We start from the raw sequence: 22,634 nt of genomic DNA, 5'->3' as shown, positions 1-22,634 counted from the left end.
TTGGGCTTCGACCTGATTGGAACCATCCTCTGGCCACTGAAGTGGCTGGTCGAACTCGTGCTGGTCGCGTGGCACTGGGTGTTCACGGCGATCGGCATGGCGCCCGCAGCGGGCCTGACGTGGGTGCTTTCGATCGTCGGTCTGGTGATCGTCGTGCGCGCCGCGCTGATTCCGCTGTTCGTCCGTCAGATCAAGAGCCAGCGAAAGATGATGGAAATCGCTCCTGAACTGCGAAAAGTCCAGGAGAAGTATCGCGGCAAGAAGGATCAGCTCTCTCGTGAGGCCATGAGCCGGGAGACCATGGCGCTCTACAAGAAGCATGGCACGACACCGGTGTCGAGCTGCTTGCCTCTGCTCGTGCAGATGCCTGTGTTCTTCGCGCTGTTCAGCGTGCTCAACGACGTGCAGAAGATCGCGACCAATCCCAGCTTCAGTGGTGTCGGGCTCCTCGACAACCGGCTCACGCAGGAGTTCTACGACGCCAAGCTCTTCGACGTCGCTTCGCTGCACGTCAACCTGACGACGGCATGGAGCCAGCCCGACGGCCAGGTGTCGGTCATCATCCTGATCATCCTCGTGGTGCTCATGATCTCGTCGCAGTTCTTCACCCAGCTGCAGATCATCTCGAAGAACCTGTCCCCCGAGGCCAAGACCGGCCAGGCCTACCAGATGCAGCGCATCATGCTCTTCATCCTGCCGCTGGGCTTCATCTTCTCGGGTGTGTTCTTCCCCCTCGGCGTCGTCATCTACTGGTTCGCCAGCAACCTGTGGACGATGGTTCAGCAGTTCATCGTCATCCGCGAGATGCCGACTCCCGGGTCCGAGGCTGCGAAGGCCCGCGAGGAGCGCCTCGCTCGCAAGGGCAAGGCGATCGACTCGAACGGCAAGGTCGTTCCCATGGAGAAGTACCAGGCCGAACAGCAGCGTCTGCTCGAGGAGGCCGAGCGCGCACGCGCCGCAGCCCCCAAGCGCCAGCAGCCGGTCGGCAAGCAGCGCGCCAAGAAGCAGGGCACGAAGCCGACGGCCGCTCGTCCGGCAGCATCCCCGCCGTCGTCGCCCGATGCGCCCGACGCGCCCACACCTCGCTGACCGCACCACCTGAAAGACGATCATGACGACTTCCGAGCAGACCGAAGCACCCGCCCCCGCTACCGATGAGCAGCTCGAGCAGGAGGGCGACGTCGCCGCCGACTATCTCGAAGCGCTTCTGGATATCGCCGACATCGACGGCGACTTGGCGATGGATGTCCGCGCCGGTCGCGCTTATGTCTCCGTCGAGGCGGATGCAGCGGGACCTATCGCCCGCCTCGCAGAGCCTGAGACGGTGCGCGCCCTGCAGGAACTCACGCGGCTCGCTGTGCAGAACAGTACCGGGCGATTCTCGCGTCTCATCCTCGACGTCGGTGGATCGCGCGATGCTCGCCAGCGCGAGCTCGAGGTGCTCGTCGATCGTGCGATCGCGCGCATCGACGAAGGCTCATCGCAGGCCTCGCTGCCGGCGATGTCGAGCTATGAGCGGAAACTGATTCACGACATCGCAGCGGACCGCGGATATGCGTCCGAGTCGTTCGGCGAGGGCGCGGACCGTCACCCCGTCATCCGCCGCGCCTGACGCGTTTCACGTGAAACATCGATGACCTCTCTCGAAGCCGAGCCGGCGGCTGCCGCTCTCATCTTCGGCGACACGATCGACCAGGCCCGTCGGTTCACGAACGCTCTCGCCGAGCACGGGGAGGAACGCGGTCTGATCGGACCCCTCGAACTCCCCCGGTTGTGGACGCGCCACGTACTGAACAGTGCCGTCGTTGCACCGCTCTTCACGGGACGGGTCGGCGACGTCGGATCCGGCGCCGGCCTTCCTGGTATCGCGCTCGCGATCGCACGCCCCGACGTCGAGTGGGTTCTCATCGAACCGATGGAGCGCCGTACCGTGTGGTTGGCGGAACAGGTCGACACGCTCGGCTTGACCAATGTCGAGATCGTTCGCTCGCGCGGTGAGGAATGGTCGGGAGCCGGGACTCTCGATATGGTCACGGCTCGCGCAGTCAGCGCTCTGAAGACGCTTCTCCCCTGGACGGCGCCCCTCGTTCGCAGTGGCGGCGAGCTCGTGCTTCTCAAAGGAGCGAATGCGCAGAACGAGATCAGCGCCGCGACGAAACAGCTTCGTGCTCATAGGGTGACCGATGCTCGAGTCGAGGTCGTGGGTGCCGATCTGCTCGACGAGCCCACGCGCGTCATTCGCGCTTTCGTCCGCGCATAACCGTAGACCCCGCCCCCGTTTCACGTGAAACATCGGCCGTCGTCGCGGGCACGACGGACGCATGCCCGCGGCGACGATGTTTCACGTGAAACCCACCCGGAATAGATGCTGTCCGCCCCCTGACGTAGACTCGATCGAGTGTGCCGAACCGGCGAGAAGGAGAGAGTTTCACGTGAAACATCCCGATGACCGGTCGCCGATGGATGCTTTCGAGGACTCGCCCATCGCCCGCGAGATCGCCAACCTCTCCGCCCGACGACGTGCTCTCGAGAGCGTCGAAGTGCAGCTTTCCGGCGAGACCCGCATCATCACCGTCTCGAACCAGAAGGGCGGAGTCGGAAAGACGACGAGTGCCGTCAATGTCGCTGCCGCTCTGGCTCAGGTCGGGGCCCGTGTGCTCGTCATCGACCTCGATCCGCAGGGGAATGCCTCCACGGCCCTCGGCGTGCCCCACAACGCTGAGGTCTCGAGTATCTACGACGTGCTGATCGACGAGGTCCCTCTCGCTGACATCGTGCAGCAGAGCCCGGAGTCTCCCCATCTCTTCTGCGCGCCGAGCACGATTCATCTCGCCGGTGCCGAGATCGAGCTCGTTTCGCGCGTCGCACGCGAGCACCGCTTGCGCACCGCCCTCGATGAGTACGTGAACGATCCTGATCACCGCATGGACTTCGTGATCATCGATTGCCCTCCGTCGCTCGGTCTCCTCACGATCAACGCCTTCACCGCGGCCCGCGAAGTGTTGATTCCGATCCAGTGCGAGTACTACGCCCTCGAAGGTCTGAGCCAGCTGCTCGGTAGCGTGCAAATGATTCAGAAGCACCTCAATCCCAGCCTTCGACTGTCCACGATCCTGCTGACCATGTACGACGGACGCACGCGCCTCGCTCAGCAGGTGGCGGAGGAGGTGCGAGAGCATTTTCCCCACGAGGTGCTGCGCACCGTCATCCCGCGATCGGTGCGCGTATCGGAGGCGCCGAGTTTCGGACAGACCGTCATCGCCTACGATGGGCAGTCGGCCGGCGCCATTGCCTATCGCGAAGCCGCGATCGAGATCATCCGGCGAGATGCCGTTGACCGGAAGGAAGCCTGATGGCGAAGAGGACTGGCCTGGGCAGGGGGATCGGCGCGCTGATCCCGACGGCGGAGCAGAGTGAGTCGCGTCCCGTCGACGTGTTCTTCCCCGATGGGCAGGCGCAGGCGGCGGCCGATCAGGCGGCGGTAGCACGCGCAGAGGATGAGGCCGCGCAGCTCGTTACGGTGCCGGGAGCGCGGTTGATTCAGGTCGACCCCCACAAGATCGTTCCGAATCCCCGGCAGCCGCGAACCAATTTCGATCCCGACGACCTCGCCGAGCTCGTCCACAGCGTCCGTGAGTTCGGGGTGCTGCAGCCGGTCGTCGTGCGACCGCTGGATGACGGAACCTACGAGCTCATCATGGGGGAGCGACGCACACGCGCTTCGCGTGAGGCCGGGCTCGAGACGATCCCGGCGATCGTGCGAGAGACCTCCGACGAGAATCTCCTGCGTGACGCTCTCCTCGAGAACCTCCACCGTTCGCAGCTGAACCCGCTCGAAGAAGCATCGGCGTATCAGCAGCTGCTCGAAGACTTCGGTATCACCCAAGACGTGCTGGCGACCCGCATCGGACGCTCCCGTCCTCAGATCAGCAACACGATCCGTCTGCTTCGGTTGCCTGTGCCGGTGCAGCAACGGGTTGCGGCCGGCGTTCTCACGGCAGGTCACGCACGTGCCATCCTCTCGGTGGACGGGCCCGATGCCATGCAGCGGCTGGCCGACAAGATCGTCAACGAAGACCTCTCGGTGCGCGCGGCGGAGGCCGCGGCCAAGACTCCCGAGCTCAAGCGAGCGGCTCCGAAGGCCGGCGCTCGGCGAGGGCACCTCGACGAGGTCGCGGAGCGGCTGGGTGACCGGCTGAACACGAAGGTCCGAATCGCCCTGACAGCACGTAAAGGCCAGATCAGCATCGATTTCGCGACCATCCAGGATCTCAACCGGATTCTCTCGGAGATGGGCGAAGAGGGCTACGGCGCCTGAGGCCGGAAGCTCGCCCCACGCATTCGCCGTCGGCGGCGCCGAGGGGTGTTCTCGCCGCGTACCCTTGATGGATGGCCACGCATGACGACCAGCCCCGGAGGAGGGCGAGCCTCGAACTGCTCCGCGCAGAGGCAGCCGACGAACTCTCCGTTCTCGTCCACGAAAGGTTGCGTGACGGAGAGGATCCGTGGGATTTCATGGAGGACCTCCCCACGGTCGACGAGCTCGTCGTGCTCATCCTCCGGGCCGAGAACATCGCCGAGAACGGTGGAGCGCGGCCCAACCGGGCACGGCACTACCGGGTTCTTCGGCAGATCGCATTGGACTATCCTCCACTGACCCGAGCCGTGTGGCGTCTGCTGGGCAATGAGGAGAACCACCGTCGATGGGATGCGGCGATCCGTCTCGACGCGCAGTGACCCGATCCCCGTGAGCTGATCTCGAAACAGGAGATGCCCGTGGGGGAATGCGAGAATCCCCCGCAACCACGGGGGTTACGAGGGATTCTCGGATGCTGCGCGCAGCAGTATGCGCGAGACGGAATGTGTCAGCCGATGAACGCGGCGAGATCCTTCTCGAGCGCGAACTTGGGCTTCGCACCGATGATGGTCGTCTTGACCTCGCCACCCTGGAAGACCTTCATCGCCGGAATCGACGTGATCTGGTACTTCATGGCGAGATCAGGGTTCTCGTCGACGTTGAGCTTCAGAACGGTGATCTTCTCGGAGTTCTCGGACTGGATCTCGTCGAGGATCGGTCCGACCATGCGACACGGGCCGCACCACTCCGCCCAGAAGTCGACCAGGACGGGTCCATCTGCGTTCAGGACGTCCTGCTCGAATGTGGCGGACGTCGTCGCCTTAGCGGTCATTGCATCTCCTTAGTGGGAAGTTCTGCTCGTGATAACGCCGGTCGGGGCCCGAATGTTCCTCAGGCAGCGTCGGCGTCGGGGAGGTTCTCGATCTGGTCTGCCGTCACTTCGGGCGCGCCGGCCTCGCCGCGCGCGGCCAGGTAGTGCTCGACGTCGAGGGCGGCGATGGTTCCGGTGCCTGCAGCGGTGATCGCCTGACGGTAGGTCGGGTCGATGACGTCACCGGCGGCGAAGACACCCGACACCGAGGTACGCGAGGAGCGCCCGTCGACCCAGATGGTGCCCTCGGGGGTGAGGTCGAGCGTGCCGTGCACGAGGTGGGTGCGCGGGTCGTTGCCGATGGCGACGAAGAGACCGTCGAGATCGAGGTGCCGAGTCGAGCCGTCGACGGTGTCGCGAAGCTCGACGCCCGATACGGCGTCGTCGCCGAGGATGTCGGCGACCTCGGTGTTCCAGATGAACTCGATCTTCTCGTTCGCGAAGGCGCGCTCCTGCATGATCTTCGAGGCGCGGAGGCTGTCCTTGCGGTGGATGACGTAGACCTTCGAGGCGAACTTGGTGAGGAACGTCGCCTCCTCCATCGCCGAGTCGCCGCCGCCGACGACGGCGATCGTGCGGTCGCGGAAGAAGAACCCGTCACACGTGGCGCACCACGAAACGCCGCGGCCGGACAGGCGCTCCTCGCCCGGCAGACCGAGCTTGCGATAGGCCGAGCCGGTCGCGTAGACGATCGAGTAGGCCTCGTACTCCTTGCCGCTGCCCAGAGTGACCTTCTTGATCGGTCCGTTGAGGTCGAGCGACACGACGTCGTCATAGAGCACCTCGGCGCCGAAGCGCTCGGCCTGCTCCTGCATCTTCGTCATGAGGTCGGGACCCTGGATGCCTTCGGGGAATCCGGGGAAGTTCTCGACGTCGGTGGTGTTCATGAGCTCGCCGCCGGCTTCGACGGAGCTCGCCACGACGAGCGGCTCCAGGTTCGCTCGAGCTGCGTAGATCGCGGCGGTGTATCCCGCCGGGCCCGATCCGATGATGATGACGTGACGCACGTGCGTCGCCCCCTTCGTTGGTCCTACGGCGTATGAACTCATCGTAGCCCGGCGGTATTCCGCACCCTCGCGCTCATCCGGAGAGCGGAAGGTCGGATCAGCGGGTGGTCAGCGCTTCGGGAGGAAGCGCTGCACGATGGCGATCGCGGGCCGCAGCTCGGGCGTGCGGAACAGCGCCAGGACGCCGACGTAGACGACGAGGGTGACCGTGCCGATCAGGGCCGCTCCGAGCGCACCGAAGATCTTGTCGGTCGTGGTCCAGCCGTCGATGCCCCCCGTCAGGAGGAACACGCCCCAGCCGACCGCGGCGGCCGGGACGGCGGCGAGGGCGAAGCGGGCGATGGACGACGTCCACGACCCGACGCCGATTCCGCCCAGCCGACGGTTGAGCAGCCAGGTAGCGACGACGACCTGCGCGATGCTGGCGATCGATTGGCCCAGAGCCACGCCGACGGCGACGTGCTGCGGCGGCAAGGTCGCACCCGCTATGACCGCCGAGGTGACGACGAGAACACCCTGGAAGAGGGTGAAGAAGAACGGTGTGCGCGTGTCGTTATACGCGTAGAAGGTGCGCTGGACCACGAAGAGTACGGCCAGGGGAACGAGGGAGACGAGGTACGCGATGAGTACGGCTCCGACCGCGGGGGCCGTCGAGGCCTGGTCGGTGAAGATGCGCGAGGCGGGAACGGCGGCGACGGCCAGAGCCGCGGCGGCGACGACCGTGAAGAGGCCCAGAATACGGATGCTGCTGACGATGTCGGCCCGTACCTCGTCGTGCCGACCGGCGTTCGCGTGCTCGCTCAACCGTGTGAAGTAGGGCGTACCGATCGACAGCACGATGATCGAGTACGGGAGCATGAAGACGAGCCACGCGTTCGCCGACGCGAAGTTCGCCACGGCGTTGCCGGACGCCGGTGCCAGGACGTTGGACTGCACGATGCCGGCGATCTGGCCGACGACGACCATCAGGAACGTCCAGCCGGCCAGGCGGCCGATATGGCGCAATCCCACACCGCGCCACCGGAAGTCGGGGCGAATCCGCAGCCCTGCTCGGCGCCAGAAGAGCACGAGCACCAGGCACTGGATGACGATCCCCGCGGTGGCCGACCCCGCCAGGACGGCGATCATCAGGGGGGTCCACTCCTCGACGACCGTGATCGGGCCGCCGAAGAGGGCGATGAAGACGAGGAAGCCGGCGATCGACACGATGTTGTTGACGATGGGCGCCCAGGTATATGGACCGAACACCCGCCGCGCATTCAGGATCTCGCCGAGGAGGGCGAACAGCCCGAAGAAGAAGATCTGGGGAAGCAGCCAGTATGCGAAGGCTGTGGCGAGGGCGTGCTGCTCCGGGGGGAACTCCCGCGCATAGAGCCCGACGAGGAGTGGTGCGACCAGCACCGCCACGCCCGTCGCCGCCACGAGGATCGTGGCGCCGAGGGTGAAGAGCTTCGAGATGAAGGCGTGGCCGCCGTCGGCATGGGACGCCGCCTTGACGATCTGCGGCACGATCACCGCGGTCAGGAGCCCCGTCGAGATGATCGCGTATGCGCTGTTGGGCAGCGAGTAGGCGACGGCCCACGCGTCGGCGGCCTGGCTGACGCTCCCGATCGCCGAGACGAGAACGATGGTGCGCAGCAGCCCGGTCAGGCGCGAGATGATCGTGCCCGCCCCGATGAGGGCGCTGGCGCGTCCGAGGCCGCTCACTCGGTCTCTCCGGGGGTCTCGTCGACCGCGGCAGCGATATGCGCGGCTCGCCGCCGACGCCGCACGGTGCGAATGATGCCCACGCCGACGAAGACCACCAGCAGACCTCCCAGGATGCCGAGTCCGATGTTCTCCCAGTCGGCGTGCACCTCGACGGCGATGCTCGTCGGTGCGCCGATCGGCTCGCCGGTGGGGCTGACCAGGCGCATGTCGACCGTGACCGTTCCGTTCGCGATCTGCGCTTCGATCGGCACGGCAACGCGGGTAATGCTGTCACCGGGGACCGACGTGGCATCCGTTCGCGTCTGCATGATGAGCCTCGGGTCGTTGGGCTCCACGATGAGCGTCACGTTGATCGGCCAGGGCAACGCGTTACGCACATAAGGGGGGTAATCAGCGTCGTAGCTGAGCAGATTGACGTCCGACGCGAGGATTCCCACCGAGTCGAGCGTGGTCAGCGTGGCTGCCTTGTGCTCTGCGACGGACGTCTGGGCGGCCGCAGCATCCGCTCGCCATGCGATGCCCAGGAGCTGCAGGATCTCAGCGCGCTCACGACCGGTGAGGAGCGCCGGATCGTCGAGGATCGTGGCGAAGCGCGTGAGCGTCGCCTCATCGGCCAACAGCGCGGTGAGGTCGGCGACGCGCACCTCGTCGGCGGGCACTTCGGTGACGTCGACCGAGGCCGATGCCGGCGACGCGACGATCTCGTCGAGGCCGACGGGGACGGCGCCGGGTGCTCCGGACGCTGCCAGGATCGCGGCGCGGAGGCTCCCTCGCGAGCGATCCTGACCGCGGTCGACCGTGACGAGGAGCGGGGTGGAGGAGTCGACGAACGCCAACTGGGCGGTGACCTCGGCCAGAGAGGCATCGCGCTGCGCAGCGTCGCCGGCGCTGCTCGCCTGCCGGAGTAGATCGGAGATCGTCGAGTCGTACGCCAGCAGAGCGGATGCTGCGGAGTCGACCCTCGCTCCGATGCGCGTGCCGTCGGCACCGGCCGAGGTGCCGGACGAGGGGATGAGGGTCATCGCGGGTTCTTCGGCGGTGCCGAGTGCACCGAGTGTCGAGACGACTGCGGTTCCTGCAGACCCCGTAGCCGGCCAGTAGACATTGCTTCGGGCGTCTCCGATGTCGGTGAGCGTTGCAGGGTCGGGCACCGGGTTGGTCGGGTCGGCGGTGGGTGTTCCTGTCGGGCTCGGCGTCGGTGGCGCGGTGTCGGGACCCGTTCCCTCGGGAAGGTAGGACACCAGGGGCAGGGTGCTCAACGGCTCGGTGAGTCCCGCCTGCACCTGGGTGGCGAGGTCGGCGTCGCCGAACTGCAGCGCGAACCTCGAGTTCGGCAGGTTCATGAGTCGGTCGAGCCAGTCACGTGCGGTGCCCGGGGCGGCATCTCCCAGCACGCGGATGGCCGCGGGGATGGCGGGGTCGACAGCCAGGATCGCCGTAGTGCCGGCGACCGCGTCGAGTTGCGCGGTGAGGTCTCCGTCGGCGGCGGTGAGCTCGGCGAGGGCGTCGGAGGTCAACAGGCCGCGTGAGATGGCGGGCCCGGTGATGGGCACCACCACGCCGATGCTGACCGGGGCGCGCGGGCCGAGGATGACGACAGCGCTCGTGGAGACGAGCGTCGCGCCGCTCGCCGTGGTGGTCGTCGCGACGATCGGGTACACCCCGGCCGGGCGGCCGAGCAGGGTGGGATTCGCCGCCGCGACGCGGATCGGGGCGCTCGCCGCACCGGGGGTCCCCTGCGCGTCGATCGCGACGGAGCCGACGTCGGCGACCGCGACCCCGTCGCGCTCACCGGCGCTCCACCTCGTGAGAGCGGCACGGTCGGCCAGCGGTTGCGTTCCGATGGCCAGTGACACGGTCGAGGGGCCGCCCCCGGCGGTCAGCGAGACCGTCACGGCGAGATCGGCGCCCGGTGTGAGAACGCCGTTGTCGGCGGGGACGAGCGTGAGGGCGGGCGCGGGCGCTGCGGTGGCGGCCGGCTCGGGGGTCGCCGCAGCGAAGGCCGGTGCCGCTCCGCCGAGAAGGATCGCAAGGATCGCACCGGTCGCCGCAAGACGCCGCAGGGGTCGGCGGCGCGACGCGCGAACGCGCGGGACGTGAGGAGTCTCGATCATGCGGGGCTTCTGCTCGGGTGCGGATGGAGGCCACACCGGTGCGATTGTACGGTCCACGGCTCTGCGAGCCCTGCGCGCGCGGCGGGAAACGGGAGAATGGACGGATGCTTCCCCACCCCGATCCCGTCGCGGTTCCCGCGCTCGCCGCCGATCTCGCCGCGGCGGGTTTCACGACCGAGGCGGTGCGCGGCGCGTGGGGTGAGGAAGCCGACGACGCCATCGCCCGGGGCCTGCGCACGCCGGCGCTTCGCGCGCTGGGCTCGCGCGAAGACGCTCTGGCGGTGCTCGCCCGTCTGCTCGCGCTCGGCATCCCCCAGCCCGTCGCGCATGTCGATGCCGCCCTCCCCGTCACCCGAGCCGAGGGGCTCGCCGGGCTGGGCCTCGCGACCATCGAGGACGACACGGTCCGCCCCGCCGTGCTGGTGCGCCCGCAGTCGTTCTCCGATGACACGGGCGACGGCGAGTGGTGGATCGCGAGCGACCTCGACGAGGCGGCCCTGGGCGGGGCGTTGCCGGAGGATCACGTGCTCGGCGTCGGGGGAGCGTCGCTGACCCTGGCGCGTCTGCAATCGGTCGCCCCCGCAGCATCCGGTCTCGACATCGGCACGGGGTGCGGCATCCAGGCGCTGCGCATGCGGCGAGTGGTCGACCGCGTCGTCGCCACCGACGTCTCGGTGCGGGCGCTCCGCTTCGCGGAACTGAACGCGCTGCTCAACGGCGTCGACGGCATCGAGACGCGCCTGGGAAGCCTCTTCGACCCGGCGGGTGACGACGTCTTCGACCGCATCGTGTCGAATCCGCCCTTCGTCATCACCCCGCGGGTGACCGGCGTGCCCGCGTACGAGTACCGCGATGGCGGCATGGTGGGCGATGCCCTCGTGTCCACTTTCGTCCAGGGTGTCGGGGAGCGCCTCGCGCCCGGCGGCGTGGCACAGCTGCTCGGCAACTGGGAGACCCGCGACGGCGTCGAGGGACTCGAGCGCGTGCGCGAGTGGGTGGCGGCCTCGCCCGTCGCGCTGGACGCGTGGGTGGTGGAGCGGGAGTGGCTCGATCCCGTGGCCTACGCCGAGCTGTGGATCCGCGACGGCGGCACTCTTCCCGGCTCACCCCGCTTCGCCGGCCTGGTCGACGCGTGGCTCGACGACTTCGCCGCCCGGGGCGTGACCGGCATCGGGTTCGGCTACATCGTGCTGCGGCGGGCGGCCGTGGGCGCCACACCCCTCGCCCGGTACGAGACGGCCTTCGGTGCGGGGGACGGCGCACTCGGCGCCCATGTCGACGCGGTGCTCGCCGCCCACGACCGCCTGGCCGGGCTCGATGACGACGCACTCGCCGGTGAACGCCTGGTCGTCGCCCCCGACGTCACCGAGGCACGCCACCACCGCCCCGGTGAAGAGGAGCCCACCGTCATCGAGCTGCGTCAGGGCGGCGGCTTCGGCCGTGCGCTCTCGGTCGATCCGGGGCTCGCGGCGCTCGTGGGAGCCTGCGACGGCGACCTTCCGCTCGGTTCGCTGATCGATGCGATCGCCCAGCTGCTCGAGGTCGACGCCATCGCGCTGCGTGCCGACCTGCTGCCGCGGGTGCGCGAGCTGGTGCTCACCGGTTTTCTCGGCTGGACCCGCGGATAGGCTCGTTCAATGCTCAACATGGCCGAGGGCGTCGCGCGTTTGGGCGCGCTCGCCACCTCCCCGACCGTCGCGACCCTCGCGCGCGCCTTCGCCGACGCCGGTTTCGAGCTGGCGATCGTCGGCGGGCCCGTGCGCGACGCGCTCATCGGCCGCGCCGTCAACGACCTCGACTTCACCACGAACGCGCTCCCCGACGACATCCTCCGGATCATCACGCCGATCTCGACGGCGCGGTGGGACATCGGGCGGGATTTCGGCACGATCGGTGCCCGCGTGCGTCTGCCTGACGGCGGCACCGAGCAGGTCGAGGTCACGACCTACCGCGCCGACAGCTACGACGGGGTGACACGAAAACCGACCGTCGAGTTCGGTGACACCCTCGAGGGCGACCTCGTGCGCCGTGACTTCACGGTCAATTCCATGGCACTGCGGGTGCCGGCGCAGACCCTCGTCGACCCGACGGGCGGCGTCGAAGACCTCCTGGCGCAGACGTTGAGGACCCCTGCCGATCCGGCGGTGAGCTTCGGCGACGATCCGCTCCGGATGCTGCGCGCCGCCCGCTTCTCGGCGCAGCTCGGTTTCGACGTCGCGCCGCCGACGCTCCACGCGATGGGAGAGCTCGGCGAATCGCTGCGGATCGTGAGCCCCGAGCGCATCCAGGGCGAGCTCGTCCGACTACTGCAGAGCGACGATCCGGTGCGGGGCATCCGCATCCTCGATGAGACGGGCCTGCTCGGCCGCTTCCTGCCGGAGGTGCCGGCGCTGCGCCTCGAGGTCGACGAGCACCACCACCACAAGGACGTCTACGAGCACTCGCTGACGGTGCTGCGGCAGGCGATCGAGCTCGAGCGGTCGCGGCATCCGGGTTCTCCCCCCGACGTTCCGCTGCGTCTCGCGGCTCTTCTGCACGACATCGGCAAGCCGGCCACCCGTCGGCTCGAGCCCGGCGGAGGCGTGACCTTCCACCACCACGACGTGCGTGGCGCGCGCCTCGCGCGCAAGCGCCTGCAGGAGCTGCGGTTCGACTCCGACACGATCGGCGTGGTCTCGCGGCTCGTCGAGCTGCACCTGCGGTTCTTCGGCTACGCCGAGGGTGCCTGGACGGATTCGGCCGTGCGCCGGTACGTACGCGATGCGGGTGACGAGCTCGAGCGGCTGCACATCCTCACCCGCGCCGACGTGACCACGCGCAATCGCCGCAAGGCCGACCGCCTCTCGTTCGCGTACGACGACATCGAGGCGCGCATCGCCACCCTGCGCGAGCAGGAGCAGATCGATGCGATCCGCCCCGAGATCGACGGCAACCGCATTCAGGAGATCCTGGGGATCGGTCCGGGTCGCGAGGTCGGCGAGGCCTACCGGTTCCTGCTCGACCTGCGGCTCGACGAGGGGCCGCTCGGCGAGGATGCCGCGGAGCAGCGCCTGCGCGAATGGTGGGCCGCCCGCGGCTGAGCATGCGGCGGGTTACGGCGCCGGCGATGCCGTGGGGTCGGCGTAGACGGTCGGCTGCGGAGCGGGCGAGGCGCTCGAGGACGGGTCGCCGTCCGAGCCGTCGGCCAGGGAGGGTACCCGCGGGAACGGGAACGTGGGTTCCACGGCGTCGTCGATCGCGGGTTCGCCGTCGAGCCAGTCGTCGGCGGTGACCTCCTGCAGCGGGAAAATGTTCCACACCGGCTGTCGGCCGATCTCGCGTTCGCCCACGGGGGTCGGCCCCCCGCCGCCGTAGAAGTACCAGTCGAACTCGTCGCTCTGACCGCCCCGCCCGACGGTGGTGAGTGGGCGGCCGCTCTGATCGAACAGCTGCACCCGCTCGATGGGGTTTCCCTCCGCGTCGTAGGCGAAGACGTTGCGCACGCGCTCGCCGTCGATCGCGAGACCCGGGGTCGACGAGTAGTCGATGGATGCCATCGAACCGTACGCGCGCCACTGGGCGTATGACGACATGGCGCCGAAGACCAGCATCGGCAGGAGCACCCACGCGGAGATATTGACGGTCAGGAGGATGCCGCGCCCCCACTTCCTCGTGAGCCATCGGCCGCGGCCCCACTGGACGCTCACGATCACGCAGGCGAGGAGGATCACCACACCCACCAGGTCGAGCTGCAGCCACTGGCCGCGACCGAACACCGTGATCGCCTCGAAGATCACGACCGCACGGATGAGCCACCACGCCGGGCGCAACGCGGAGAGGAAGTCCCAGGTCGCCGCCGCCGCGGGGTGGGCGCGCAGCCGGCCCGTCAGCGTCCTCGATCGTCGTGCGACACGCTCGACGAGTCCGGGGCCCCGACCGGGTTCGACGCGCGGCGGAAGCCCCGCCGCCGCGCGCAGCTCGTCGGCATAGGCCGCAGCATCCGGCAGTGCGAAGGCGGCACCGCTGTCGGCTGCCTGATCGGCCATGTCGGCCGGGAGGCCGTCGACCAGCTCGTCGACCTCTTCGGCCGGCAGATCGTCGAGATGACGGCGCACCGAGGCGGCGAAGGCCGCGATGTCTGCCTCGACGGGTGAGATGTCGATCGTGCTCATCGGGCTTCTCCGATCGTGCGCAGTTTCGTGGGGGCCTTCTCGTCGAGCAGGCGCGTCATGGCGATGCTGAAGTCCGTCCAGTCGCTGCGCTGGGCGGCGAGCATGTCGCGACCCTGCGGCGTGACGGCGTAGTACTTGCGGTGCGGGCCGCCGTCGGAGGGCACCACGTAGCTCGACAGCGCTCCCGCGCTGTACAGGCGGCGGAGGGTGCCGTAGACCGAGGCGTCTCCGACGTCTCCGAGTCCGGCATCGCGCAGACGGCGGACGATGTCGTAGCCGTACCCGTCGTCGTGCTGGACGACGGCGAGCACCGCCGCGTCGAGCACCCCCTTGAGCAATTGTGTCGTGTCCATGCTGCTCCTCTCGATCGAACGGTACCACGCACTGCGTAATAGCGGAACGGTGGCGACCTAGCTGATCGTCGGGGCCGCGCCTACACTGGCGTCAGCCCCATCACCGTTGATCGGAGCATCGTGTCCTCATCGTGGTCTCCCCGACCGCGGGTGGCGCCCGACACCTCGCGCCTGCTCATCGAGCGCGCTCATGAGGAGTTCCTCTCGGGCAACGCCGACGACCTCCGTGTCGGCGACGTACGCGGCATCGTGCGCGAATCGTGGAGCCGTTCGCTCGCGTCACTGGTGGGGGCGGAGGCCCTGCCCCGGCTGGAGCTCGTGGGCGACGAGCTCGAGGCCTACCGCCGCACCCACCCGCTGGCGAGCGTGATGGAGATGGTGCGGGCTCTGCTGCTGCCCGGCACGGCCGAGGAGTCGGGGGTGGTCGTCGCGGTCGGCGACGCGGCGGGACGACTGCTGTGGGTCGAGGGCGACCGGCACGTGCGATCCCTCACCGGAGACATGGGTTTCGTCGAAGGGACGAACTGGGCCGAGGACGCCGTCGGCACGTCGGCCCCCGGGACGGCGCTCGCGCTCGGCCGATCGGTGCAGATCCGCGGAGCGGAGCACTACAACCGTCTCGTGCAGCCGTGGTCGTGCACGGCGGCCCCGGTGCACGATCCCGAGACGAGACAGCTGCTCGGAGTGATCGACGTGACGGGCGGGGTGGAGGCGGTCACACCGCAGGCCCAGTTGCTCGTCGACGCCACGGCTCGGGCGGTCGAGGGCGAGTTGCTCGTCGCCCGCCTGCGGGCGCGGGCCGCGGCCGCCGGTCGCGCACCGGTGCGGCGCCGACCGCCGGTTCGCCAGGACGCGATGCTGCGCACCCTGGGCCGCGACCGCGCTCTGCTGGAGGTGACCGGTGACGGTGTCGACACGGTCGTCGAGATCTCGGCACGCCACGCCGAGATCCTCCTCATGCTCGCCGTGCACCGCGAAGGGTTGTCGGCCGAGGCCCTGAGCGAGCTCGTCTACGACCACGCGACGCCCGAGACCCTGCGTCCCGAGATGGTGCGCCTGCGCCGCGTGCTCGAGCCGATCGCACCGGGTCTCGTGCCGACCTCGCGGCCCTACCGCCTTCCCTCGCCGCTCGAGACCGACGCCCACCACGTCCTGTCGCTCCTCGACCGCGGTGCGCACCGCGTCGCCTTCGCCGCCTACCGCGGGCCCGTGCTGCCCGACTCGACATCGCCCGGCGTCGCCGACGTGCGCGAATCGGTGCGACTCGCCCTTCGAGAGGCACTGATCGCCGAGGCGGGGGTCGATGTCCTCCTCGCCTACGCCGACACCGCCGACGGGCGGGACGACGACGAGGTGCTGCGTCTGTGCCTGGCGCTGCTTCCGGCGCGCTCGCCCAAACGCGCCGGGCTGGTCGCGCGCATCGAACGCCTCGAGCAGCACTGACCGGCGCGCATCACCGCGGAGCCGTCGGCGGCGGTCGTTACGCTGAACACATGGACGCACAGACCCTCGACATCTTCTCGGCCGCCCGCGCCCGCCGCGACGTCGCGCGCATCCGCGAGGCGCTCGCCGAGGTGCGCTCCGGCGACGTGGCGCGGGTGATCGTGCGCTCGCCGCGCTACGGGCTGTACGCCGTCGAGGGTCCGGTGCGCATCGGGGTGGGCGGTCAGCCGATCGTCGGCGACGTGATCCTGGCGACGAGCTCCGAGATCCAGCGCATCGAACTCGCCGTCGCCGCCCCCGAGGCCGACGCCGATGCAGAGGTCGTCGACCCCGGCTCGCTCTCGCACGGCACTCCGGTGCGCGCGACCTTCCAGACGCCCACGCACGGCGTCTTCGCGGTGACCGGCCCCGTCACCTCCGGCAACGACGACTTCCTCCTGGTGGGCAGCTGGATCGTCGCCGACGGCGGAGCCATCGCTCCCCGCGTGGTCTCGATCGAGCGCCTCGAGGGCCTCGACCTGCACGAGGGCAACGTGCCGCCGCTGCGCTCGGTGCTCGTCGACGCCGAGGTGTAGTCGGCTCTCCGGATGCCGCGGCGTGCCCGCCGCAGCATCCGTTCGTCTCCTTCGATCCGCGCAACCGGATGCAACGTGCGCCGACGTACCGTCGGGGCATCGCCGCCGTGAAGCCGCCGCGGCGATTCATGACCGTCGAAGGAGACACAACATGACCATCGTCGAAGAGGGCGTCTCGAGCGTCTACGCAGCCCCCGGCCAGCGCGGTGCGCTCGCCGAGTATCGCAACCGGTACGGCCACTACATCGGCGGCGAATGGGTCGCCCCGGTCAAGGGCGAGTACTTCGAGAACATCACCCCGATCACGGGGAAGGCGTTCTGCGAGGTCGGTCGAGGCACCGTCGAAGACATCGACCGGGCCGTCGACGCCGGGTGGAAGGCGTTCGCCGGCTGGGGCAAGACCACGCCCGCCGAGCGCAGCATCATCCTCAACAAGATCGCCGATCGCATGGAGCAGCACCTCGAATCGATCGCGGTCGCCGAGACGTGGGAGAACGGCAAGCCGGTGCGCGAGACGCTCGCCGCCGACATCCCGCTCGCGATCGACCACTTCCGCTACTTCGCCGGGGTGCTCCGTGCGCAGGAGGGCTCGCTCAGCCAGCTCGACGAGAACACGGTCGCCTACCACTTCAACGAACCGCTCGGTGTGGTGGGACAGATCATCCCGTGGAACTTCCCCATCCTCATGGCGACGTGGAAGCTCGCCCCGGCGCTCGCCGCGGGAAACTGCGTGGTGCTCAAGCCCGCCGAACAGACACCCGCGTCGATCCTTTTCCTCTTCGACCTCATCGGCGATCTGCTGCCGGCCGGGGTCGTGAACATCGTCAACGGCTTCGGCATCGAGGCCGGAGCACCGCTGGCCTCCCACAAGCGCATTCGCAAGATCGCGTTCACCGGTGAGACGACGACCGGTCGCCTGATCATGCAGTACGCCTCGCAGAACCTCATCCCGGTGACGCTCGAACTCGGAGGCAAGAGCCCGAACGTGTTCTTCGAGGACGTCGCGCGCTCGACCGACGACGCCTACTACGACAAGGCGCTGGAGGGGTTCACCCTCTTCGCGCTGAACCAGGGCGAGGTCTGCACGTGCCCGTCGCGCGCGCTCATCCAGCGCTCGATCTACGACGGGTTCCTCGCCGACGGGCTCGACCGCGTGGCGAAGGTGAAGCAGGGCAATCCGCTCGATCCCGAGACGATGATCGGCGCGCAGGCCTCGAACGACCAGCTCGAGAAGATCCTGTCGTACATCGACATCGGCACGCAGGGCGGTGCGAAGCTCCTCGCCGGCGGCGAGCGGGTCGACCTCGGCGGCGAGCTGTCGGGCGGCTACTACGTCGCGCCGACCGTCTTCGAGGGCACGAACGACATGCGCATCTTCCAGGAGGAGATCTTCGGACCCGTGCTGTCGGTGACCTCGTTCGACGACTTCGACGACGCGATGTCGATCGCGAACGACAGCCTCTACGGTCTCGGCGCGGGAGTGTGGAGCCGCAACGGCGACACCGCCTATCGCGCGGGTCGGGCGATCCAGGCCGGACGCGTGTGGACGAACACCTACCACCAGTACCCCGCGCACGCGGCGTTCGGCGGGTACAAGCAGTCGGGCATCGGCCGCGAGAACCACCTGCGGATGCTGGACCACTACCAGCAGACGAAGAACCTGCTCGTGTCGTACGCCGACGGGGCGATGGGCTTCTTCTGATCGGCGCCGCATCCGCTCGACGAAAGGACCTCTCATGACCGACTACTCGCGGGTCGACGTGACCGAAGCCGCGGCATCGCTGCTTCGCGACCTCACGAAGCAGCACGGTCCGCTGATGTTCCACCAGTCGGGCGGATGCTGCGACGGCAGCTCGCCCATGTGCTACCCCGTGGGGATGTTCCTCACCGGGCCGAGTGACGTGCACCTCGGAGCGATCGACGCCGGGCTCGACCCTTCGGCAGGCTCAGGGCAGGCATCGATCGGCTCGGAGCCGATCGATCCCATCGAGGTGTACATGTCGGAGTCGCAGTTCGAGTACTGGAAGTACACGCACCTCACCATCGACGTCGTGCCGGGCCGCGGCGCCGGCTTCTCGGTCGAGGGCCCGACGGGCATGCGGTTCCTGATCCGGTCGCGGATGCTGGAGCCCGCCGAGCTGGAGGCCTTCGGGCTGGCGGAGGGCTGAGCTCGCAGCATCCGTTCGTCGGAGAAACGCACCGAGGTCGGAGGTTTCACGTGAAAACCTCCGACCTCGGTGTGAGCCTCCGACGCCGGTGCGTCAGGGAACGACGACGGCGCGGCCGCGCACCTCGCCGTGGTGGAGCTTGCGGTACGCCTCGACGGCCTGGTTGAGGTCGTAGCGCTCGACGTGCACGCCGACCGACCCGGTGCGCGCGAGATCGAGCACCTCGATGAGCTCGCCGCGCGTGCCCCAGTAGGGCGCGCGAACGGCCGCGCCCATCGGCGTGGAGAAGAAGCCGGCGGGCATGATGCCGCCGCCGATCCCGACGATGTGGATGAAGCTGTTGACGGCGGCGACCTCGCGGGCGAGGTCGATGGTGGGCTGCACGCCGACGAAGTCGAAGACGGCAGATGCGCCGAGCCCGTTCGTCAGTTCGCGGATGCTGTCGGCCGCGCCCGGGCCGGAGACCACCGTGTGGTGAGCGCCGACCTCGGTCGCCAGTTCGAGCTTCTCCTCGCTCACGTCGACGGCGATGACCGTGACCTGGGAGATCGCCCGCAGGATCTGCACGCCGACGTGGCCGAGGCCTCCGACGCCGATGACCACGGCGACGCCGCCCGGGTAGAGCTTCTCTCGGGCCGAGACGATCGCGTGGTACGGCGTGAGGCCGGCGTCGGTGAGCGATACGGTCTCGACCGGGTCGAGGTCGCCCAGCGGCACGAGGTGGCGCGGGTCGTCGACGATGACGTATTCGGCCATCGCGCCGGGCGCACCGAGGCCGGGAGGGGTGATGCCGAGCTCGGCCGCGTAGGGGCAGTAGTTCTCGGCGCCCTGCGCGCAGGCGTGGCAGCGCCCGCAGCCCCACGGCCCGTAGATGGCGTAGGGGTCTCCGACCTTCAGGCCCTCGACGCCGTCGCCGAGCTTGTCGATGACGCCGGCTCCCTCGTGACCGAGGGTGAGGGGCAGGCCGTAGGTGTACTGCTCCTCGGGGAGGTCCATCACGAACCAGTCGGAGTGGCAGAGCCCTGCCGCGGTGACCTTGAGGCGGATCTGGCCGGGGCCGGGTTCGGGGGTATCGATCTCGACGACCTCGGGTCCTTTGCCGATCTCGCGATACTGCACTGCCTTCATGGCTCTCCTTCTCTCAGGGCGGTACCTCCACTCTGCACCCGCGACGCTTCCGCGTCACGGGGGTGTCGCATCGCCGGGCCGTCAGCGGCCCAGGATCGCCGTCCAGCCACCCATCACGGTGAACAGCCAGCCCGCGCCGAGCACGCCGAAGACGATCAGCGCGACCCAGGGCACGCCCGTCTTGAGTCGACGGCCGGATGCTGCGACACCGGGCGGTGGCGGAAGCAGAACCGGCGTCGGTCCGGGTTGCGCCCCCGGGATGCCCGAGGCGACCGCGTCGAGGGCGGGGGGTGCGAGCCGGTCGTCGCGCCAGCGCGCCCACTGGGAGAGCTTGTCGAGCAGCGCGGCGACCACGGTGAACAGCCAGCCCCACGTCGCCGGGTCGAGGGTCGACAGGTCGCGCTTGGCGTAGAGGAAGAGCCAGTCGTCGACGATCTCGACGTCGAGCTGCGCGGCGTTGTCGATGAAGCGCGCCATGATGTCGGGCGTGAAGAGGTAGAGCGCATCGCGCTCGTAGCCCTGGGGGCAGTACAGCGCGAAATGACGGTCGAAGTCGCCCTCGAGGCTCAGCCGCTGGTCGCGGTCGTAGACGGCGGGGAGGTTGGAGGCGCCGAAGAGGCCGTTGTTGCCGATCGCGTCGAGGATGATGTGCGGCAGGGGCACGTCCAGCTTCACGGCGACGTAGCCCCAGCGATGCGTCGTGCGGTTCTTGCCGCTGCCCGTCGTGTAGCGGTAGTTCGCGAACTCGACGAAGCGGGGCTGCTCTCCGCGCATCAGGTCGCTCGAGGCGCGACTGCTCCCCCGCTGGAAGATCATGCCCGGAAGCTGCGGGTCATCGAGCTTCGGCAGGTAGGTGAGGCCGTTCGCGCGCGCGAACCGGTCGAGGCGCATCCAGCGCGCGGCCTGCCCCCGGATGCCGCGCACGGCGAGGAAGGCGATGAGGCCGAAGACCGCGATCGCGACGATCACAGGGAAGACGGCGGCGGCCCCGAGCCCGCCCCGCACGAGCGCCGTCACGACACCGACGCCGACGGTGAAGAACGCGGAGACGATCACGAGCCCGACGATGACCGCGACGACGATGACCGCGGCGTTCGACGTCGGAGCGCGCCCCTCCGCCTTCATGCGCCGGGCATGGGCACGCGCCTCGCGCGCATCGACGGGCTCGGTCAGCGGCCGCGCATCGAACGCCACGCCGCTCATCGGGTCTCCGGTGTCCGCTGCATGGCGTCCACGCTACTCACGCGCCCCCGGCGCGCGTGGAACCGCGAGACGTCAGTCTGGCTACGAGACTTCGGTCTTCGGACGCAGTCTCGTGCCCAGGATGATGTCTCGCGGGTTGGAGGGCGACCGGGCGAGGGAGCGCGATTCGCGGGAGACGGGGCATCCGCTACACTGAGGAGGTTGTCTGGCAGCGGTCTGTCCGCGTGAGTCCCGATGACGTGCACACACCCTCCTGCTTCCGGGAAATGCCCGGAAGCCGTTCTAGTCCGAAGGAGGTGGGTTAGTGACGCACCAGTACGAACTCATGGTCATCCTTGATCCCGAGGTCGACGAGCGCCAGGTCGCTCCGAAGCTCGATGGTTTCCTCAAGGTCATCACGAACGACGGCGGCTCGATCGACAAGGTCGACATCTGGGGCCGCCGGCGACTCGCTTACGAGATCCAGAAGAAGAACGAAGGCATCTACGCCGTCGTCAGCTTCACCGCCACGAGCGAGGCCACGCAGGAACTCGACCGTCAGCTCAAGCTGAACGAGCAGATCATGCGTACCAAGGTCCTCCGTGCCGAGGAAGCGATCGCCATGATCGCCTCCGAGAAGCAGCGCTCCGACGAGAAGGCTGCCCGCAAGGCAGCGCGCCCCGCCAAGCAGGACGCGTAGCGCCATGGCCGGTGAAACGATCATCACGGTCGTCGGCAACCTCACCGCCGATCCCGAGCTGCGTTACACGCAGAACGGGCTCCCGGTGGCGAACTTCACCATCGCGTCGACCCCCCGCACGTTCGACCGTCAGGCGAACGAGTGGAAGGACGGCGAAGCGCTGTTCCTCCGCGCGTCGGTGTGGCGCGAGTTCGCCGAGCACGTGGCGGGTTCGCTGACGAAGGGTGCACGGGTCGTTGCGACCGGTCGCCTCAAGCAGCGCTCCTACCAGGACCGCGAGGGCCAGAACCGCACCTCGATCGAGCTCGAGGTCGACGAGATCGGCCCCTCGCTGCGTTACGCGACCGCACAGGTCACGCGCGCAGCGTCGGGCGGCGGAAGCGGCCAGACCGGTGGCGGGCAGTCCCGTCCGCAGGTCGCGGCCGACGAGCCGTGGTCGACGCCCGGGTCCTCGACCGGAGGCAGCACTCCCGCCGCCGGCGGAGCCGACGCGTGGAGCACGCCCGGCAGCTACGGCGACGACACCCCCTTCTAAATGCCCGCCGATCGGCAGCGCGGTGAGAACCGCACGGTGCCGAGAGACAGCATCCACATTTCACAGTAAGGAAGCACTATGGCTGGAAAAGCCACCGGCGACCGCCGGAAGCCGCGGAAGGGCGCGAAGAACGCGGCCCCCGCGAAGGCGATCCGCGTCGGCCTCATCGACTACAAGGATGTCGCCACCCTCCGCAAGTTCATCTCGGAGCGCGGGAAGATCCGCGCCCGTCGTATCACCGGTGTCTCGGTGCAGGAGCAGCGACTCATCGCCCGCGCGATCAAGAACGCGCGCGAGATGGCTCTCCTGCCTTACGCCGGCGCCGGCCGCTAAGGAGCAA

23 protein-coding genes are annotated in these 22,634 nt (G+C 68.7%); 15 read left to right on the top strand and 8 right to left on the bottom strand.

The features are described from left to right. The 6 genes from yidC (at position 1) to DEA06_RS05405 (ending at position 4,737) form a co-directional block, all read left to right on the top strand. Positions 1-1,089, top strand: a complete 1,089-nt coding sequence (gene yidC / locus DEA06_RS05430; RefSeq protein WP_116646959.1) for a membrane protein insertase YidC — start codon at positions 1-3, stop codon at positions 1,087-1,089. A gap of 22 nt (positions 1,090-1,111) precedes the next feature. Beyond that, positions 1,112-1,612, top strand: coding sequence for a R3H domain-containing nucleic acid-binding protein (locus DEA06_RS05425; protein ID WP_116646958.1), 501 nt, complete (start codon positions 1,112-1,114; stop codon positions 1,610-1,612). 21 nt (positions 1,613-1,633) lie between these two features. Beyond that, positions 1,634-2,260 carry a 16S rRNA (guanine(527)-N(7))-methyltransferase RsmG gene (gene rsmG / locus DEA06_RS05420; protein ID WP_116646957.1) on the top strand — a complete coding sequence of 209 codons (627 nt, stop codon included), beginning with the start codon at positions 1,634-1,636 and terminating at the stop codon, positions 2,258-2,260. Between the two features lie 199 nt (positions 2,261-2,459). Continuing rightward, complete coding sequence (locus DEA06_RS05415; protein WP_116646956.1) at positions 2,460-3,353, top strand: ParA family protein; 894 nt, start codon at positions 2,460-2,462, stop codon at positions 3,351-3,353. Continuing rightward, positions 3,353-4,318 carry a ParB/RepB/Spo0J family partition protein gene (locus DEA06_RS05410; RefSeq protein ID WP_116646955.1) on the top strand — a complete coding sequence of 322 codons (966 nt, stop codon included), beginning with the start codon at positions 3,353-3,355 and terminating at the stop codon, positions 4,316-4,318. The genes DEA06_RS05415 and DEA06_RS05410 overlap by 1 nt, the downstream gene beginning before the upstream one ends. Positions 4,319-4,389: 71 nt before the next feature. Then, complete coding sequence (locus DEA06_RS05405) at positions 4,390-4,737, top strand: tryptophan synthase subunit alpha (protein ID WP_116646954.1); 348 nt, start codon at positions 4,390-4,392, stop codon at positions 4,735-4,737. 128 nt (positions 4,738-4,865) lie between these two features. On the opposite strand, the gene trxA is transcribed toward DEA06_RS05405, so the two are convergent. The 4 genes from trxA to DEA06_RS05385 form a co-directional block, all read right to left on the bottom strand. Continuing rightward, on the bottom strand, positions 4,866-5,189 hold the full coding sequence (gene trxA, locus DEA06_RS05400; protein ID WP_116646953.1) for a thioredoxin: 324 nt from the start codon (positions 5,187-5,189) through the stop codon (positions 4,866-4,868). A 59-nt stretch (positions 5,190-5,248) separates the two neighbouring features. Further along, positions 5,249-6,235: a thioredoxin-disulfide reductase gene (gene trxB / locus DEA06_RS05395; RefSeq protein WP_205781220.1), complete on the bottom strand. Its 987-nt coding sequence runs from the start codon at positions 6,233-6,235 to the stop codon at positions 5,249-5,251. 108 nt (positions 6,236-6,343) lie between these two features. Beyond that, complete coding sequence (murJ, locus tag DEA06_RS05390) at positions 6,344-7,942, bottom strand: murein biosynthesis integral membrane protein MurJ (RefSeq protein WP_116646951.1); 1,599 nt, start codon at positions 7,940-7,942, stop codon at positions 6,344-6,346. Then, on the bottom strand, positions 7,939-10,059 hold the full coding sequence (locus DEA06_RS05385; protein ID WP_116646950.1) for a DUF6049 family protein: 2,121 nt from the start codon (positions 10,057-10,059) through the stop codon (positions 7,939-7,941). Before DEA06_RS05385 ends, murJ begins: the two co-directional genes overlap by 4 nt. Positions 10,060-10,163: 104 nt before the next feature. Here DEA06_RS05385 and DEA06_RS05380 point away from each other — a divergent pair, with 104 nt between their 5' ends. After that, on the top strand, positions 10,164-11,687 hold the full coding sequence (locus DEA06_RS05380; RefSeq protein ID WP_116646949.1) for a methyltransferase: 1,524 nt from the start codon (positions 10,164-10,166) through the stop codon (positions 11,685-11,687). Positions 11,688-11,696: 9 nt separating this feature from the next. Continuing rightward, positions 11,697-13,139 (top strand): CCA tRNA nucleotidyltransferase, encoded by a 1,443-nt coding sequence (locus DEA06_RS05375; protein ID WP_116646948.1) that lies wholly within the window; start codon positions 11,697-11,699, stop codon positions 13,137-13,139. A 12-nt stretch (positions 13,140-13,151) separates the two neighbouring features. Here the strand turns inward: DEA06_RS05375 and DEA06_RS05370 are convergent, their stop codons facing one another. Both DEA06_RS05370 and DEA06_RS05365 read right to left on the bottom strand, forming a co-directional pair. Beyond that, positions 13,152-14,210 carry a hypothetical protein gene (locus tag DEA06_RS05370; RefSeq protein WP_116646947.1) on the bottom strand — a complete coding sequence of 353 codons (1,059 nt, stop codon included), beginning with the start codon at positions 14,208-14,210 and terminating at the stop codon, positions 13,152-13,154. After that, positions 14,207-14,563: a PadR family transcriptional regulator gene (locus DEA06_RS05365; RefSeq protein ID WP_116646946.1), complete on the bottom strand. Its 357-nt coding sequence runs from the start codon at positions 14,561-14,563 to the stop codon at positions 14,207-14,209. The genes DEA06_RS05370 and DEA06_RS05365 overlap by 4 nt, the downstream gene beginning before the upstream one ends. A 120-nt stretch (positions 14,564-14,683) precedes the next feature. Here DEA06_RS05365 and DEA06_RS05360 point away from each other — a divergent pair, with 120 nt between their 5' ends. The 4 genes from DEA06_RS05360 to DEA06_RS05345 all read left to right on the top strand — a co-directional run bounded on the left by DEA06_RS05360 (position 14,684) and on the right by DEA06_RS05345 (position 18,749). Continuing rightward, entirely contained in the window at positions 14,684-16,006 is a 1,323-nt protein-coding gene (locus tag DEA06_RS05360; RefSeq protein ID WP_116646945.1) for a GAF domain-containing protein, read from the top strand. 50 nt (positions 16,007-16,056) lie between these two features. Next, the gene (locus DEA06_RS05355) at positions 16,057-16,581 is read left to right on the top strand and encodes a hypothetical protein (RefSeq protein WP_116646944.1); all 525 of its coding nucleotides are present in this window, start codon (positions 16,057-16,059) and stop codon (positions 16,579-16,581) included. Between the two features lie 151 nt (positions 16,582-16,732). Continuing rightward, positions 16,733-18,283, top strand: a complete 1,551-nt coding sequence (locus DEA06_RS05350) for an aldehyde dehydrogenase family protein (protein ID WP_116646943.1) — start codon at positions 16,733-16,735, stop codon at positions 18,281-18,283. Between the two features lie 34 nt (positions 18,284-18,317). After that, positions 18,318-18,749, top strand: a complete 432-nt coding sequence (locus DEA06_RS05345; protein WP_116646942.1) for a DUF779 domain-containing protein — start codon at positions 18,318-18,320, stop codon at positions 18,747-18,749. A 93-nt stretch (positions 18,750-18,842) separates the two neighbouring features. Here DEA06_RS05345 and DEA06_RS05340 read toward each other — a convergent pair whose 3' ends face one another. Beyond that, entirely contained in the window at positions 18,843-19,877 is a 1,035-nt protein-coding gene (locus DEA06_RS05340) for an NAD(P)-dependent alcohol dehydrogenase (RefSeq protein ID WP_116646941.1), read from the bottom strand. 81 nt (positions 19,878-19,958) lie between these two features. Further along, positions 19,959-21,080 carry a hypothetical protein gene (locus DEA06_RS05335; protein WP_116646940.1) on the bottom strand — a complete coding sequence of 374 codons (1,122 nt, stop codon included), beginning with the start codon at positions 21,078-21,080 and terminating at the stop codon, positions 19,959-19,961. A 304-nt stretch (positions 21,081-21,384) separates the two neighbouring features. Between DEA06_RS05335 and rpsF the strand changes: the two genes are divergently transcribed. The 3 genes from rpsF (at position 21,385) to rpsR (ending at position 22,627) form a co-directional block, all read left to right on the top strand. Beyond that, positions 21,385-21,759, top strand: a complete 375-nt coding sequence (rpsF, locus tag DEA06_RS05330) for a 30S ribosomal protein S6 (protein ID WP_116646939.1) — start codon at positions 21,385-21,387, stop codon at positions 21,757-21,759. Between the two features lie 4 nt (positions 21,760-21,763). Continuing rightward, on the top strand, positions 21,764-22,294 hold the full coding sequence (locus DEA06_RS05325) for a single-stranded DNA-binding protein (RefSeq protein WP_116646938.1): 531 nt from the start codon (positions 21,764-21,766) through the stop codon (positions 22,292-22,294). A 78-nt stretch (positions 22,295-22,372) separates the two neighbouring features. Next, complete coding sequence (rpsR, locus tag DEA06_RS05320; RefSeq protein WP_116646937.1) at positions 22,373-22,627, top strand: 30S ribosomal protein S18; 255 nt, start codon at positions 22,373-22,375, stop codon at positions 22,625-22,627. Positions 22,628-22,634 lie beyond the last annotated feature (7 nt).

The organism is Microbacterium sp. Gd 4-13 (assembly GCF_003095395.1).
Classification (GTDB): Bacteria; Actinomycetota; Actinomycetes; order Actinomycetales; family Microbacteriaceae; genus Microbacterium.
Note: the sequence above shows the minus strand (reverse complement) of the source record. Positions and strands in the feature narration are given on the sequence as shown.